13 protein-coding genes are annotated in these 15,397 nt (G+C 57.8%); 8 read left to right on the top strand and 5 right to left on the bottom strand.

Features of this window, described 5'->3' with window-relative positions; all coding sequences use genetic code 11:
- Positions 1–161 precede the first annotated feature (161 nt).
- From F0155_RS13535 to F0155_RS13525, 3 genes are all read left to right on the top strand, one after another.
- The gene (locus F0155_RS13535; protein ID WP_150525060.1) at positions 162–716 is read left to right on the top strand and encodes a MarR family winged helix-turn-helix transcriptional regulator; all 555 of its coding nucleotides are present in this window, start codon (positions 162–164) and stop codon (positions 714–716) included.
- A 72-nt stretch (positions 717–788) separates the two neighbouring features.
- Positions 789–1,490 carry an alpha/beta fold hydrolase gene (locus F0155_RS13530; protein WP_150525059.1) on the top strand — a complete coding sequence of 234 codons (702 nt, stop codon included), beginning with the start codon at positions 789–791 and terminating at the stop codon, positions 1,488–1,490.
- A gap of 132 nt (positions 1,491–1,622) precedes the next feature.
- Positions 1,623–2,888, top strand: coding sequence for a SulP family inorganic anion transporter (locus F0155_RS13525; protein ID WP_150525058.1), 1,266 nt, complete (start codon positions 1,623–1,625; stop codon positions 2,886–2,888).
- Between the two features lie 136 nt (positions 2,889–3,024).
- Here F0155_RS13525 and F0155_RS13520 read toward each other — a convergent pair whose 3' ends face one another.
- Entirely contained in the window at positions 3,025–3,693 is a 669-nt protein-coding gene (locus F0155_RS13520) for a substrate-binding periplasmic protein (protein WP_161599811.1), read from the bottom strand.
- Positions 3,694–4,312: 619 nt separating this feature from the next.
- Here F0155_RS13520 and F0155_RS13515 point away from each other — a divergent pair.
- The 3 genes from F0155_RS13515 (at position 4,313) to F0155_RS13505 (ending at position 7,712) form a co-directional block, all read left to right on the top strand.
- Positions 4,313–6,490 carry an anthranilate synthase gene (locus F0155_RS13515; RefSeq protein WP_150525056.1) on the top strand — a complete coding sequence of 726 codons (2,178 nt, stop codon included), beginning with the start codon at positions 4,313–4,315 and terminating at the stop codon, positions 6,488–6,490.
- A gap of 135 nt (positions 6,491–6,625) precedes the next feature.
- Positions 6,626–7,150 (top strand): TerB family tellurite resistance protein, encoded by a 525-nt coding sequence (locus F0155_RS13510; RefSeq protein ID WP_150525055.1) that lies wholly within the window; start codon positions 6,626–6,628, stop codon positions 7,148–7,150.
- Positions 7,151–7,238: 88 nt separating this feature from the next.
- The gene (locus F0155_RS13505; protein WP_244303515.1) at positions 7,239–7,712 is read left to right on the top strand and encodes a GNAT family N-acetyltransferase; all 474 of its coding nucleotides are present in this window, start codon (positions 7,239–7,241) and stop codon (positions 7,710–7,712) included.
- Here the strand turns inward: F0155_RS13505 and F0155_RS13500 are convergent.
- Together F0155_RS13500 and F0155_RS13495 are read right to left on the bottom strand one after the other, a co-directional pair.
- A complete protein-coding gene (locus F0155_RS13500) occupies positions 7,682–8,767 on the bottom strand; it encodes a metal-dependent hydrolase (protein WP_150525053.1) in 1,086 nt (361 codons plus the stop codon). The genes F0155_RS13505 and F0155_RS13500 overlap by 31 nt on opposite strands.
- 105 nt (positions 8,768–8,872) lie before the next feature.
- Entirely contained in the window at positions 8,873–9,922 is a 1,050-nt protein-coding gene (locus tag F0155_RS13495; RefSeq protein ID WP_150525052.1) for an alpha/beta hydrolase family protein, read from the bottom strand.
- A 152-nt stretch (positions 9,923–10,074) separates the two neighbouring features.
- On the opposite strand from F0155_RS13495, the gene F0155_RS13490 reads away from it, so the two are divergent.
- The gene (locus F0155_RS13490) at positions 10,075–11,094 is read left to right on the top strand and encodes a helix-turn-helix domain-containing protein (RefSeq protein ID WP_150525051.1); all 1,020 of its coding nucleotides are present in this window, start codon (positions 10,075–10,077) and stop codon (positions 11,092–11,094) included.
- Between the two features lie 58 nt (positions 11,095–11,152).
- Here the strand turns inward: F0155_RS13490 and ilvD are convergent, their stop codons facing one another.
- Entirely contained in the window at positions 11,153–12,997 is a 1,845-nt protein-coding gene (gene ilvD, locus F0155_RS13485) for a dihydroxy-acid dehydratase (protein WP_150525050.1), read from the bottom strand.
- Positions 12,998–13,290: 293 nt separating this feature from the next.
- Here ilvD and F0155_RS13480 point away from each other — a divergent pair, with 293 nt between their 5' ends.
- Entirely contained in the window at positions 13,291–14,526 is a 1,236-nt protein-coding gene (locus tag F0155_RS13480; protein WP_150525049.1) for a GGDEF domain-containing protein, read from the top strand.
- A 31-nt stretch (positions 14,527–14,557) separates the two neighbouring features.
- Here F0155_RS13480 and F0155_RS13475 read toward each other — a convergent pair whose 3' ends face one another.
- Positions 14,558–15,217, bottom strand: a complete 660-nt coding sequence (locus F0155_RS13475) for a hypothetical protein (protein ID WP_150525048.1) — start codon at positions 15,215–15,217, stop codon at positions 14,558–14,560.
- Positions 15,218–15,397: the final 180 nt, after the last annotated feature.

Raw genomic sequence — 15,397 nt, 5'->3', positions numbered from 1 at the left:
CACCTGTTCGCGTCAATCTCACATAGGAGACTTTTATCTTTATATCAAGATACTTGATTTAAAGTTTCTCGCACCAATCAAACTTTGGCCGTAATCAACCCTCAAATTCGGTGCTGATTTGGATAATTTCTTTGCAGGCTGCGTCTGCGAAAAGGGGCTGCATGACAGACGGGAAAAGAGCTGCGGACACCAGCTTCACCGATAATGATGGCTATTTGGACAGGGCGTCCGTTGCCAAGGCTCAGTGGCAAAGGGAAATGCCGGAGTTGAAGGATAAGCTGGACCCGATGGTTCTGCTGGGTCGCCTGTCCGAAGCCTATCAGGTGATGAGCAACGGCTACCTGATCCCATCTTATGCAAAGGCTGGCCTCAAGCATGGCGACTTCGACGTTCTGGCCACCCTTGTACGCTCCGGACCGCCCTACGAGCTGACCCCGACCGCCCTTTATCGCTCCACGATGATGAGCTCGGGCGGCATGACCGCGCGGCTCGACAAGCTGGAGAAGGCTGGATATATCGCCCGCAGATCCCATCCCGACGATCGCAGAGCGTTGATTGTCTGCCTGACCCCTTCCGGTCTCGACATGATCAAGGCCATGATGCCGGACTATGTCGACGACCAGCACAGGGCCGTGCAGGGTTTGAGCGAAGCAGAAAGGCAGGATCTCTCACGCCTGCTCGCACGCTGGATTGAAACTGCAGAACATCAGGATTAGCGCTGAACTGAACAGGCGCGCAATCTGGCTTCAGGGCCGTTTGTTCAGCGAAATGGGGAAGCGGGAGCTGGAATGAAAATCATCATCCTGCCCGGACTGGACGGCACAGGCCGCCTTCTTTCCGATTTCGCGAAAGCCCTGTCGCCCGGTCATGACGTCGAGGTCGTAACCTATCCGGACAGCCTCTTCTCTTATGACGACCTGGAAGTCTGGCTGAAGGCCCGATTGCCGAGCGAGCCCTTCGTCATTATCGCTGAATCGTTTTCCGGTCCCCTTGCCCTGTCCATTTCGGCAAACCGGCCGCGCAATCTGGCAGCCGTTGTCTTTGTCGCCACCTTTGCGAGATCACCGCGCCGGCTACCATCCATTCTCCTCTCTCCTTTTGGTGCTTTTCCGATCCCTGCCGCGTTTCTCGCGCACGCAAGCCTGCCCTTCGTGGTCGGTCGCTTCCACATGCCCGGTTTCAAGGAGCTGCTATACCGCTCCGTCCTGCAGGATGTGCCTTTGCGCACCCTGATTTTGCGGCTCAAATCCGTCCTGTCGATGGATCGCCGTAATATCATTCCGCAGATCAAAGTTCCCTGTTGCTACCTTCAGGCAACGGCTGACCGGCTTGTTCCCGCCTCTGCATTTCGCGATTTCGAAGACATTTGCGGCTCCCCAATCAGGATCGAGGCCCCCCACTTCCTGCTTCAGATGAAGCCCGAAGAAGCAGCCCGCCCGGTGCGCGATTTCATTGCCGGACTTGGCGTCACAGCGCAACCGACACTCTAAAATTGCTTGCACGCAACCTGGCAACCATGAACACTGCAGATAGAGACTCACTTGACGCAGGTCTTCCGGAAGCGTTCTGATTTCATCTGCGCGTTGATGTCTTCCAAGTCGTGACCGCTGACATGGACCTCAATGCAGCAACCCATCGTCTTTTCCTGCCTGAAGGCTTATGACCTTGCGACATTCCGCGCAGACCTGATCGCAGGGATCACGGTGGCCATGGTTGCGCTGCCGCTTTCCCTCGCAATTGCAATTGCCTCTGGCGCTGATCCTTCGACGGGTCTCGTGACCGCCATCATAGCCGGCTTCCTGATTTCAGCCCTTGGCGGCAGCCGCGTCCAGATTGGCGGACCGACAGGTGCCTTCATCGTTGTCGTTTTCAGCGTGATTGCAGAGCACGGATATGACGGGCTTGTGCTGTCTAGCCTGATGGCCGGCATCCTTCTTCTGATCGCCGGATATCTGCGCGCGGGCCGTCTCATCGCTTTCGTGCCGGAGGCTGTCGTCAACGGCTTCACCATAGGCATTGCGGTCATCATTGCCTCCAGCCAGCTGAAGGATTTCTTTGGCCTGAACGTGCAGGCGCTTCCTGCCGAGTTCGTCGCCAAGATCACCGCTCTCTGGCAGGCATCTGATGGCTTGAGCCCGTCGGCCCTTGGTGTTGCGCTGGCAACCATGGTGATGATCGTGGTCTTCCGGCGTCTTGCCCCGCGCCTGCCCGGTCTCATTGTTGCCGTTGCTATCGGATCAGCAGCCGTCGCGCTTTTCGATCTCGACGTCGACACAATCCACTCACGATTTGGCGCTTTGCCTGCCCAACTGCCGTCCCCCTCGCTTCCGGATATCTCCTGGTCTCGTCTTATGGAGCTGGTTCCCTCCGCGCTGGTGATCGCCTTTCTGGCTGGCGTGGAATCGCTGCTGTCAGCGATGGTAGCTGACCGAATGATCAGCGATCACCACCGTCCCGATGCGGAACTGACGGCGCAAGGGGCTGCGAACATTGCCTCTGCGCTGTTTGGAGGCCTCCCGGCAACAGGAGCCATCGCCCGCACCGCAACCAACATTCGCGCCGGTGGCCGCACGCCTGTCTCAGGCATGGTTCACGCCCTTGTCCTTCTTGCGGCCATGATGATCGCGGCTCCGCTGTTCGGTTACCTGGCGATGCCTGCGCTCGCAGCGCTGTTGATCCTGACCGCGTGGAACATGAGTGAACCGCACAAATGGGCGGAGTATTCCCGAACACCGAAAAGCGATCGGATGCTACTGGTCCTGACCCTGCTTCTGACAGTCTTCGTTGACTTGACGGTGGCCGTGGGTGCAGGCGTCAGCATCGGCCTCGCGCTTCGCCTCAGCCGTAAGGCACAGACCGATAGCGACTGGACACCCCCGGAACGCTAGAGCACGTCTCGCATTCACTGAATCACTCGACGTGCTCTAAATATCTGATTTGGCGCATTTCCTGACGGCGAACCGGTATCCACTTCGCCTGGAAATGCTCGAGTGGCGGATCGCACAGCCTGCTCAGATCTTACAATTAGTAGACCTCGTCCCGCTCCCCGGCATCCAGCACGATCTGCAGGGCCACATTCATATCCCGCATCCAGTGTTCGGGAACGGACATCTTCGAGAAGAGGAAGTGCAGCGGTTCGGAGAATTCCTCCCCTTCCGCGAATGTATCGGAATCGAGCCCGAGCTTCGGACACCGCGTTTCAATCACTTCTCGTGAAGCAATAATCCCGTCGATCCGTCTCTTTTCGAGCAGCATCAGCAGCTGTTCATACTCGCTGACTTCAATGAATTGGCCAGCATATGCGGGATCCGTTCTGATCAGCTCCACGCCATCGGGATACTTGTAGCCCTTCATCACTGCAACACGGCCGCCGCTCTCCAGCAACTCGCGCAACGAATCGCCCTTGAACGGACTGTTGATCGCGACGAAGAGACGGTGGGCGAACTGGCGATAGGGAACAGAAACATAGCTGAACACCGCGCGCTCTTCCGTCAGCTTGGCAAAGGGAACCACATCCAGCTCACCGGACTTCAGATGCAAGAGCGCCCTTTTCCAAGGCAACTGGATAAACCGGATTTCACACCCAACCACGGCAGCAGCAGAGCGCAGGATTTCCGCATCCGGTCCGCTGACCTCTCCGGTGACGCTATCAGTGTATAAATACGGCGGCTCTTCACCCGCCCAGGAAGTCAAAATGCAGTCCTTGCCTGCAGCGTTTGCATCCGAGACGAATATACAAAAGCAAAAAAGACTGAAAATTCCAAACCGACCAACGATCTGACAGGCACTCATCTTGCGCATTCCATGACCCGTATTCACTTCGCGCGCAACATGACGTCCAACACCTTACAAAACGTGACACGGAATGCAAAAAAGGTATTAAATTCAATAAACTATAGAAACACCACTGACGATAGCCCCCTTGGTAGTAGTGGCTGGTTTGTGGTCATCGAGCGGGTGTCTTCGCATCACCAAAACTCCAAGCAGTTGGTCTCGCGACGTTAGTTCCTTTTGATAGCACCACCTTCGCCAGGACGATTGCCCGGATCACTTTAACGACATTTTCAATCACCCGGCCAAATCCCATTGCCTCACAGTGCATGATCCGCTATGCATTTTTCCCATGAACAGGATCATGAACACGACTTGGTGGTGGCGGGACGCATAACAGGCGGCCAGCGATTACCCATGCCCGTTCGGGATCCAAAATCAAAGGCCGCCGTGGAACCTCCCGGCGGCCTTTGATTTTGGACCTTCCAACCTGCCACCGGACCCACATCGGTCAAATACGACAAGAGACAGGAACATCGAAATGCCCGCTTTGGCTTCCCAGGAGTTTGTGACAGATGGCGGTATCAGGATTACCCGCCGCTCCAGACCTGCCGACTATGAAAAGGGCACTTCGGAATGGATTGACCGGCTGGATTCCGAACGCGGCGCGGTTCTATCGTCGTCCTACGAATATCCCGGTCGCTATACCCGCTGGGACATGGCGCTGGCCAACCCGCCCCTTGCCATTGAGACAGCCGACCGCAAGGTCCTGATCAAGACGCTCAATGCGCGCGGCAAGATTATCCTGCCGGCGATCATCAAGGCTTTGAAGAACCATGAGGACGTAGCTTCCTTTTCCGCGACAGACGAACGGATTGATCTCACCGTCAAGAAGCCGGATCGGGTCTTCCGCGAGGAAGAGCGCTCTCGCCAGCCCTCGAGCTTTTCGATCGTTCGCGCCCTGCGCGACCTGTTCGCCTGCCCGGACGATCAGCTCGGTCTCTACGGCGCATTCGGCTATGACATCGCCTTCCAGTTCGAGCCGATCGACCTGAAACTGACCCGCCCTGACGATCAGCGCGATATCGTGCTCTTCCTGCCCGACGAAATCCTGATCGTCGACCACCACGGCAAGAGCGCCTATGTGCTGGAATATGATTTCGAGGTGGATGGAAAGTCGACAGACGGCCTGCCGCGCGACGCGGAAAAGCGCCCCTATCACCCGGCAAACGAAGACCCCGGTCGCGGCGACCATGAGCCGGGCGAATATGCCAAACTGGTGCACAAGGCAAAGGACTATTTCCGCCGAGGCGACCTGTTTGAAACCGTGCCGGGCCAGACCTTCTATGAACCCTGTGCCAACCCGCCCTCTGCGGTTTCGCGTCGTCTGCAACAGATCAACCCGGCGCCATATTCCTTCTTTTTCAACCTCGGAGACGCCGAATATCTGGTTGGCGCCTCTCCGGAAATGTATGTCCGCGTGACGGGTGGTCGCCGGGTGGAGACCTGCCCGATTTCCGGCACGATCCGCCGTGGCAAGAACGCCATTGAAGATGAGGCGCAGATCCGAAAGCTGCTGAACTCCGCCAAGGACGAAGCCGAGCTGACCATGTGCTCGGATGTGGACCGCAACGACAAGAGCCGTGTCTGTGTGCCCGGCTCGGTGAAGGTCATCGGCCGTCGTCAGATCGAGATGTATTCCCGGTTGATCCACACGGTCGACCATATCGAAGGTATCCTGCGCGACGACATGGACGCCCTCGACGCCTTCCTGTCCCACACCTGGGCCGTGACTGTGACCGGCGCTCCCAAGCGCTGGGCGATGGAATTCATCGAGAACCACGAGAAAAGCCCGCGTGCCTGGTATGGCGGCGCAATCGGCGCGGTTCTCTTCAACGGCGACATGAACACCGGCCTGACCCTTCGCACCGTTCGCATCAAGGATGGTGTTGCCCAGATCCGTGCTGGCGCCACCCTGCTCTACGACAGTGTGCCGGAAGACGAGGAAGCCGAAACCGAACTGAAGGCGGAAGCCATGCGCGCGGCCGTGCGCGAGGCCGGTCTTGCCGTTGCCTCCGCAGATGCCGGGAAGGCGGAAAAGCCGGGCAAGGGCCTGAAGATCCTGCTGGTCGATCACGAGGACAGCTTCGTTCATACGCTGGCCAACTATTTCCGCCAGACCGGCGCTGATGTGGTGACGTACCGCACACCGGTGGCAGACAGCGTGTTCGAGGACGTCAAACCCGACCTCGTCGTCCTCTCTCCCGGCCCCGGTAACCCGAAGGACTTTGATTGCGCGGCAACGATCAGGCGCACCCGCGAACGGGACCTGCCGATGTTTGGCGTGTGTCTCGGGCTGCAGGCCTTGGCCGAAAGCTTCGGCGCTGAGCTTGGGCAGCTTGATGTTCCGGTCCACGGCAAGCCCTCTCCGGTATCCATCAGCGGCAATTCCATGCTGTTTGAAGGTCTTGAGGCTCCGGTCATCGTTGGCCGCTACCACTCGCTCTATGCCAAGCGGGAAACCCTTCCGGCAGACTTCCGCGTGACCGCAGAAACGGAAGACAATGTGGTCATGGCAATCGAACATACCAGCGAGCCGATTGCCGCTGTACAGTTCCACCCTGAATCCATCATGTCACTGGATCAGGATGCCGGTCACAAGATCATCGAGAATGTGGTGACCCGGCTGGTGGCTGCAAAGGCACCGCAAACAGCTTGAGGGAACAGGGCCGCAGCGCGCCTGCGGCCCACCCAACCTCAAATTACCTAGAGGAAAAAACGGCTTACGCCTTGTCATCACCGCTGTTTCCAAGAAGTCTAGTCACCTTGATTGGAATCAAAGTGGATTTGACTCATGCATATTCTTTTCGCCGTCCTCGGGGTGCTGGCTGCGGTCGGGTTTTGGTACTACCGCCTGCAAAATGCCGCTAGCGGCGTGAAGGCCATCAGCGAGGCTGCACTGGACATTCAGGCAGCGGCTCGTCGTTTCGGGTTTCGCCAGCGGGCCAACCTTCACCCTGTCGACAGCATCGAGGATGCCCGCACTGCGGCAACAACACTCCTCGTTCTGGTCGCAACTGACGACGGCAGTCTGTCGGTCCGCGAAGAAGACGCAATCCTGCAACAGGTTTCGGAAGTCTTCGGCGCTTCCAAAGCGGAGGCTACAGAACTTTTTCAGTTCTCCCGCTGGCTGAGCGAGCAAAGCAAGAACCCGGATGACATGGCCCGCCGCCTGATCAAGCGCACCTTGCATCTTGGCGGCCCGGACACCCTGCCCGACCTGAAGCGCATGGTGGCGGCTGTCGGCGAGGCAGATACCGGTGAACTGTCGGAAAACAGCAAGCAGATCATCGAAAAAATCAAACAGCTGGCCCATTGACCGGTTAATCTTCGGAAAGACCCATAGGCACTCCGGAGACCAAATCGCCGACATGATTTCCATTACACCAGCAACCACCGGGGAAGACTTGACACATATTCGCCAGCTCTTTCGGGCCTATACCGACTGGCTGAATATTGACCTCTCCTATCAGGGATTTGAGGCAGAGCTTGCCGGTCTGCCCGGCAAATATGCACCGCCCGTCGGTGCATTACTGCTTGGCCGCGATGCTTCCGGAACGCCCCTTGGCTGCGTTGCGATGAGACCGTTGGCAGAACCAGATGTGTGCGAAATGAAGCGGCTTTACGTGTTGCCGGAAGGCCGTGGCCTCGGCCTTGGACGCGCGTTGGTCTCAGACGTCATTTCAGCGGCAACAAAGGCCGGATACCGAAAAATGCGGCTCGATACCCTGCCAACAATGCATGGTGCGCTTTCGCTCTATCGGGCCGCCGGGTTTCGCGAGATCGGGGCCTATTACGACACCCCGATCACAGAAACGGTCTTTCTGGAGCTGGGTCTTGAGCAATTTGCTCACGAACAGCTCGGCGCAGCCTCTGACTGAGACGTGCCTGCCACGAGGGTTTCAGCTGGCAGTTCCGCTGTGCGGACAGACGGCAAACCCTGCAACCGGTTCTGAAGCCAGCAGAAATCCTCGCTGTCCACCCGGCGCGTACTCAGATCGCGTTCAGGTGCCATAGCAACGGTCTGTCCATCTTCGAGTTTGCCGACGGCAAAGCGGAAGACATAGCCCGGCGTCAGCCCCATGCGCAGGTCCGACACGACCACCTTGTCATCCACCTGCTCTGCCCTCAGATACCCTCGGCTGAACCAGTCGAGCTTGCGATAGGCTTCGCTGTCTTGAAGGCAACCGACCAATTCGGGATGACGGGGATGAGTGTAGATTTCGGGCGGCTGGTCCTCGGTATCGAGCAGCGACAGGTAGAGATTGTGATATCGATCCTCTTCCAGCGCGATCACCTTCCACACGACCGAATTGAAGGGAGCGGCGATGGCAAGAACCTGATCCGGCTGCGTGCCACGCGCCTCAAGAATGGCTCTGGCCCGATCTTCCATGTGGCTCTGCACCAAAACCGTCAGCCCCATATAGGCACTGGTCAGCACAAGAACTGCGCTCATGGATCGGCCAAGTGATCTCGACCAGTCCTTCGCAAACAGGGCCCAGATGACCACGCCCAGCAAGGGCAGACTGTAGATCGGATCAACGATGAAGATCGACCCCACCCCCACGGGATCGGCATAGAACGGCCAGAACAGCCGCGTTCCATAGATCGTCATCGCATCAATGATCGCGTGGGTCGAAAGACACAGGAAAACAGCAAGATAGGTTTGCATGCGGGCGTCGCGCAAACCCTTGAACAGACGCACCAGTCCTTCACCGATTACGGGCGCAGCTAGCGCATGCACAAACAGGGAATGGGACCAGCCCCGGTGATAGACAAAGCTGTCAATCGGATCATCAAAGGGGATCAGCACATCAAGGTCAGGGAGCGTACCGAGCGCGCCGCCAACAAGCGCAGCCTTGCGCGGGCCAATCTTCTTTCCAAGACACACGGTCGAAACCGCCGCGCCAAGCACAAACTGCGTAATGGAATCCATGTGCGGCCAGTCTTCCCGGTCTTCTTCAAAAGGTAGGGCTGAATGTGGGGAGAATGCCGCAAAAGGCAAGCCGTAAAGCCTGCCTTTTGCCACAAGAGTTTGCTTTCAGAGCTTTGCCAGAAAGTCCGCAACCGCCTTCACGACTTTACTGTGTGCCTGCCCACGGTCTCCGCCTTCCGGCTCGTCGCAGATCGGATCTTCCCCTTCCTCTGCCAGAATGTCCGCACCTGCAGGCTTGCAATGTGCGAGGAAGGAGAAGTGGTTGGCGGGTTCAATCAGCACCGGCTGCCCGTTTTCGAGCCGCGTATCAAGGCCAGAGCCACTGGGCCCGGTGTCCGTTGCCTTCCAGTTGGCTTTTTTTGTTCCAAGCGTGATCAGCAGCACCGGGACCTCGACAGCAGCGACGCTTTCTGCTGTGGCACCAACCGTGAAACCCGGATCGACCGCAATCGCAGCGGATATTCTGGAGTCCGAGAAGTTCCCTTCAAACAACGCCGCATCGACCTTCGAAAAGTCGACCCCGCCCTTGCGATAGAAATCGCATCCCGCCACTTCGATTGCGGCATCGCAGAATTCTTCGGTAAGCGCCTTGTCAAACTGCAGTCCGACGCTCTGCAGCACCGTTGTTCCACCGAGAGAAAAGCCGAGGGACACAATCTTCTCCCGGTCCACATGGTCCGCGAAATAGGGATCGGCAAGGAAAGTGTCGAGCGCGGCGGAAAGGTCCCTTGCCCGCTCGCCAAGACGCGCAGAGCGGCGCGGAGAACTGTCTCCGGACGTGCTTCCCGGATGATTGACGGCAAGCACCATATAGCCGGCCTTCACCAGCTCGGAAGACAGCCAGCCGAGGCCATCCATGTTTCCGCCCGACCCGTGGGACAGCACCACAAGCGGGTGTTTTCCCGCCTTCACTTCCGGCCCCATCAGAACCCGTGTGCCTTCAAAAACCGGATTGTCGCCCACAACTCCGACATAGCTGCGGTTGGCTGCCGGATACCAGATTGCCCCTTGCACCGGCCATGCACGATGGGCGGCCGCTATATCAAACCGATCATAACCGGGAAATTTTTCGGCCGCCTGAGCAGCTGAGGTCAACGCTGTCAGAGCCAATGCGCAAGCTGACAGATGGCGGGAGAATTTGAAATTCGACAACATGGAGGATGTTCCCTGCTAGGACTAAAAGCAAGGCGAAGGTCAACCTTCAGGTGGGATTTGGCGTCCTGTTTCCGGTTTAAGGTCGACCTTGAACCTGTTTTCGGACAGTCTCCGGCTAATCGAACGCCCTCCTGAACGCAAACACCCAGTCCATGCCCGCATTTCCCATTCCCGTCTTCACCGCCTGCGTCCTGTTGTTTCTTGCTGCCAAGGCCTGGAAGGACGGCAACACGCCCGGATCGGTCCTGCTTCTGGTCCTCGTCTGCGCCCTTCAATCTCTGATCATCTCGCTCCACTACCATTACGGTCAGACATGGCTGTTGGCTGTTCAACCCATCACCGCTGTCACGATTCCCGTCCTGACCTATCTCGCCTTCCTGTCGACATCGGTAAGGCCCCTGCACATCAAGCCGGACGGACTGCATGTTCTCGTACCCATTGCAGCTGCGATCAGCCGTTTCGTCTGGCCAGATCTGCTGGACGCCCTGATCATCGGTGTCTTTTGCGGATACGGATTGATGATGCTGATGCAGTTGCGCACCGGCACGGACCAGCTGCCACTCATGCGCCTTGCCGATGACACGCGGCCTCTGGTGTTGTGGCGGGTGGTTGCCTTCTCCCTCATCGCATCGGCCTTTTCCGATGTCCTGATTGTGGCAGCCGTAACCTCCGGTGCCGGTTGGCTGCATCCCTGGATCATCTCGCTTTATTCAAGCGGCATTCTTCTGGTGATCGGTCTGCTCAACCTGTCCGACATGCTGAAAAGCGCCGAGCCCCGTCAGCAAAAGGTTCAGGAAACTGGCCCGTCCGTTTCATCTGCAAGGGAACCGCTCTTCGATCCAGCGGAGGATGCAAACATCCTTGACCGACTTGAGCAACTGATGAAGGAACGCCAAGTTTATCTCGACCCGGATCTCACCTTGCGGAAAATATCCCGGCAACTCTCCCTGCCCGAAAAGCAGATTTCTGCAGCGATCAATCGACAAACCGGAGAAAACGTACCGCGTTACATCAACACCCACCGCATCAACGCAGCCTGCGAGCTGCTGCGCGGCGGCCAACCCGTGACCGCCGTCATCTATGCCAGCGGCTTCAACACCAAGTCGAACTTCAACCGCGAGTTCCTGAGAGTCAAAGGCTGCTCACCGAGCGACTGGTTGGCGCGGCAATAAAAAGGCGGGCGTGAGCCCGCCTCTTCGAAAAAGCCAAATGGGCTTCTGAGGGGCTAGATCAGTCGACTTCGCGCACCGCGCCCTTGGACGCTGATGTGGTCATGGCCGCATAGGCGCGCAGTGCCTTGGAGACTTTGCGCTTGCGGTGCTCCAGCGGTTTCCAGGCTGCGTCCCCCTTGGCATCCATGGCAGCGCGGCGCTTGGCCAGTTCCTCGTCGGACAGATCAACCTTCAGGACGCGGTTCGGAATGTCGATGACGATCATGTCGCCTTCCTCAACCAGACCGATCGCCCCACCTTCCGCCGCTTCCGGCGAGATGTGGCCGATGGAAAGCCCGGAAGAGCCACCGGAGAAGCGTCCGTCCGTGATCAGGGCGCAGGCCTTGCCCAGCCCCTTGGATTTCAGATAGCTGGTCGGGTAGAGCATTTCCTGCATGCCCGGTCCGCCGCGCGGACCCTCATAGCGGATCAATACGACATCACCTTCCTTGACCTTGTTGGTCAGGATTGCGGACACCGCGCTGTCCTGGCTCTCGAAAATCCGGGCCGGGCCGGAGAAGGTTAGAATGCTTTCGTCAACGCCTGCGGTCTTCACCACACAGCCGTCTTCGGCAATGTTGCCATAAAGAACAGCGAGGCCACCATCCTTGGAATAAGCATGCGCCGCGTCGCGAATGACACCCTTCTGGCGGTCCGTGTCGAGATCATCCCAGCGACGGGATTGCGAGAAGGCGACCTGTGTCGGTACACCACCCGGAGCGGCCTTGAAGAAGGTATGGACACTCTCGGAATTGGTCAGAGTGATATCCCAACGCGACAGGGCTTCCTTCATGCTTTTGGCATGAATGGTCGGAATATCGGAATGCAGCAATCCGGCCCGATCCAGTTCGCCGAGGATACCCATGATGCCGCCAGCGCGGTGAACATCTTCCATGTGGATGTTCTCGACCGCAGGCGCGACCTTGCAGAGCACGGGAACCGTCTTGGACAGGCGGTCAATGTCGTCAATGGTGAACCCGATCTCCCCTTCATGGGACGCCGCCAGCAGGTGCAGGATGGTGTTGGTCGACCCCCCCATGGAGATGTCGAGGCTCATGGCGTTCTCAAATGCCTTGAAATTGGCAATCGAGCGCGGCAGAACGCTTTCGTCGTCCTGCTCGTAGTAACGCTTGGCCAGATCAACGATCAGGTGGCCTGCTTCAACGAACAGACGCTCACGGTCCGCATGGGTTGCCAAAGTGGAGCCGTTGCCCGGCAGCGCAAGACCAAGCGCCTCGGTGAGACAGTTCATCGAGTTGGCGGTGAACATTCCGGAGCACGATCCGCAAGTCGGGCAAGCGTTTTGCTCCATAGCCATCACGTCGGCATCGGACATGCGATCGTCGGCGGCCGCAATCATCGCATCAACGAGGTCGATGGATTTTTCGACACCGTTTTCCAGAACCACCTTGCCCGCCTCCATCGGCCCGCCAGAGACGAAGACAACCGGAATGTTCAGCCGCATGGCCGCATTCAGCATGCCGGGCGTGATCTTGTCGCAGTTGGAAATGCAGACCAGGGCGTCGGCGCAGTGGCCGTTGACCATGTACTCGACCGCATCGGAAATGACTTCGCGCGACGGTAGGGAATAGAGCATCCCGTCGTGACCCATGGCAATGCCGTCATCAACCGCGATCGTGTTGAATTCCTTGGCAACACCACCCGCCTTTTCCACTTCGCGGGCAACGAGCTGGCCGAGGTCCTTCAGGTGGACGTGACCCGGCACGAACTGGGTGAAGGAGTTGGCAATTGCAATGATCGGCTTGCCGAAGTCGCCGTCCTTCATGCCCGTGGCGCGCCAAAGGCCGCGCGCACCGGCCATGTTGCGGCCGTGAGTGGACGTTCTGGAACGATACGGAGGCATTGAGAAACTCCCTCAAGAGGTTTGCAGCACCGCGATGCGCGATACGCAAATTTACGTAATCATGTTGCGTCAAACACCGATTTCGCACCTTTTTCGGCGTTTGAAAAGACCACCGAAGCCAAAAACCGTACGCTCCGGTACGATTTCGCATTTTCCAGCCCGCACCAGACACCTTTCAAGACACCGGCGCTCATCTTCGCACTGGTAAAACAACCGTCGTTTATAGCTAAGGGTACATTAACGTCACCTAGGTAAAATGACCCTTTGACCTTGGGCCGTATGGACAATTTGGCGTGACTTTGGATGCCCCGCCCCTCTTCAGTATTCTGCTGCTCGCAAATCTTGCGGGCGCGATTCTGCTTGGGGTCATCGCCGTTCTGGAGCGCAAGACCGGTCCTGACCTGACGCGTTCAACGGGCCTTTGGTCCCTGTCGATGCCACTTGTGGCAAGCGGGCTTTTCCTGGCCGCTCTGCATGGCCCCTTCGGCAACTTCGAAACATCATTCTTCGCGTGGTCGCTTATCTTCGCGGCCCTTGCGCTGCGTCTGGAGGCCATTGCCGGTTTTCTCGGTTTCAGAACCATTCGCTGGGCTGCCCTAGTCTTGCCCGCTTGCTGGCTGTTGACCGGTCTTGTTCCGCAAGACATGCTGGAACCCGCCTCATCTGGGCTGGTAGCGACCCTCGCCGCACTGGGCTTGCTGCTTCTGCTGGCCGGGATGTGCCTGAAAGCCAGCGAACCAAGCCTGATATCGGCCAAGGTCATGGCCTCAGCCCTGCTTCTGGAATGCGCGGCCATCGTGCTCACCGTTCTTGCTCCCGGCGCCCGCGTCCTGCCCATTACAGAGCAACTGGCGTTCGACAATGCACCGCTTCTGGCTGTACTCGCCGCAGGCCTTGCCTTTGTCGGCGGAACCATCTGCATCGTGACATTGGCCCTCGAGCGCCGCTACAGATCCCGGGAAGCTGCCGCGCAAATCGACACCGTGACCGGTCTGCCCGACAGGGATTGCTTTCTCGATCTGTGCAAGAAGCAGATCAAGGCTTCGGCGGTTGCCAAACCTCAATTCAGCCTGATCGCGCTGGAAATGGATATCCTTGACAAGGTCGAAAAGCGATACGGGAAGCCGCTCGGCAATCAGCTGATGAAATTGCTCGGCCAGCTATGCATTCGCTCTGCCGGCGGACAGGCCGTCACCGGACGCCTTGAAGGGCCGGTCTTTGCCATCTTCATGACAGACCTGACCCAGGAGGCAGCGGCCCTGCTTGCAACCCGCATCGGCAGGCAGATGCAACGCGAAATCCTGAAAGTCACGAGCGGAAAGCTGAAGATCGGCATTCGCGCCGGTGTGTTCAGCGGTACGCCATCCACGTCATTATCCCGTGCCGCAGATCTGGCACAAGGATGCCTGATCGATGCAAGACTGAACCGGTCACGCGAAATCATATTGTGGGACGACACCCGTTCGGGTCAGGCCAAACGATCAACCTACCGCCCGGGCCTGCCGACAGACCATCAGGAAGCAGCCTGACCGGCGCCCATCCTAGGTCCCATCCGTTGCGTCACTGCGGAATGACCTGCAGTGCCACCTTGCCGATTTCGAAGGACTGCTGCCCGACTTCAAAGCCCCGCCCCCTCTCGTCTTCAGCATAAAGCGATACATCGGCTTTCCCGAAATTCTCGAAGAGTGACTGCCCATACTCGATCTTCGGCAGAATCCAGCCATTTGCGGCCGGATCGTATTTGGACATCCACACCGGCACCCAGACGTCCCTCGCGAAGGTCGAATTTGCTTCTACCTGACTATATTCAGGAAAGTTCTTTAGCGGTTTCTCCGCTCGCCCGTCCTTCACCGAAACCACTATTTGCGACAGGGACAGCACCGAATCGGACCGGTTCCGCACGACGACCGGCAGCTTCACGTGATACGCAACGACGGACGCTGCGCCTTGCCCGTCGTTGTAATCCGAAACATGGGCAAAGAACTCCGGCGGGCTCGTCATCGTAAAACTTACGAGGTTGTCTTTTAGAGACGCATTCGAGAACAGTTCAGAAACATTTGCAAAATTAAATGACACTAACAAAGCAATAACAAAAATAAACAGGGCGCCGACCGAGAGGCCAAAATTACGCTTCCCTCCTTTTAAATAAGCTTCACATTTCGGGCAGACTTCAGAAGTTACAGCAGTAACCCCCCCACATTGACTACAGATCTTCGTCATAAGTCCCTCAAGCTACTCACTGTCTGTTCGTACAGATTCTCTCCTGATGCAGTTTATTGTATACATACATCTACGAGAACAAAAATATGAACATAAATCAGGGCGTGGATTGCAGATTCGCCATACCAGACAAACCAATCAGTTGGAAGGCAGTCGTCCCTGACACGATGTCACAGACCC

The sequence above is a fragment of the Roseibium sediminis genome (assembly GCF_008711325.1).
GTDB classification, from domain to species: Bacteria; Pseudomonadota; Alphaproteobacteria; order Rhizobiales; family Stappiaceae; genus Roseibium; species Roseibium sediminis.
Note: the sequence above shows the minus strand (reverse complement) of the source record. Positions and strands in the feature narration are given on the sequence as shown.

Excerpts from the sequence above, each read along its gene's own strand:
- F0155_RS13535 (WP_150525060.1), top strand. The coding sequence starts at position 162 with ATGACAGACGGGAAAAGAGCTGCGGACACCAGCTTCACCGATAATGAT.
- F0155_RS13530 (WP_150525059.1), top strand. The coding sequence starts at position 789 with ATGAAAATCATCATCCTGCCCGGACTGGACGGCACAGGCCGCCTTCTT.
- F0155_RS13525 (WP_150525058.1), top strand. The coding sequence starts at position 1,623 with ATGCAGCAACCCATCGTCTTTTCCTGCCTGAAGGCTTATGACCTTGCG.
- F0155_RS13515 (WP_150525056.1), top strand. The coding sequence starts at position 4,313 with ATGCCCGCTTTGGCTTCCCAGGAGTTTGTGACAGATGGCGGTATCAGG.
- F0155_RS13510 (WP_150525055.1), top strand. The coding sequence starts at position 6,626 with ATGCATATTCTTTTCGCCGTCCTCGGGGTGCTGGCTGCGGTCGGGTTT.
- F0155_RS13500 (WP_150525053.1), bottom strand. The coding sequence starts at position 8,767 with ATGGATTCCATTACGCAGTTTGTGCTTGGCGCGGCGGTTTCGACCGTG.
- F0155_RS13495 (WP_150525052.1), bottom strand. The coding sequence starts at position 9,922 with ATGTTGTCGAATTTCAAATTCTCCCGCCATCTGTCAGCTTGCGCATTG.
- F0155_RS13490 (WP_150525051.1), top strand. The coding sequence starts at position 10,075 with ATGCCCGCATTTCCCATTCCCGTCTTCACCGCCTGCGTCCTGTTGTTT.
- ilvD (WP_150525050.1), bottom strand. The coding sequence starts at position 12,997 with ATGCCTCCGTATCGTTCCAGAACGTCCACTCACGGCCGCAACATGGCC.
- F0155_RS13475 (WP_150525048.1), bottom strand. The coding sequence starts at position 15,217 with ATGACGAAGATCTGTAGTCAATGTGGGGGGGTTACTGCTGTAACTTCT.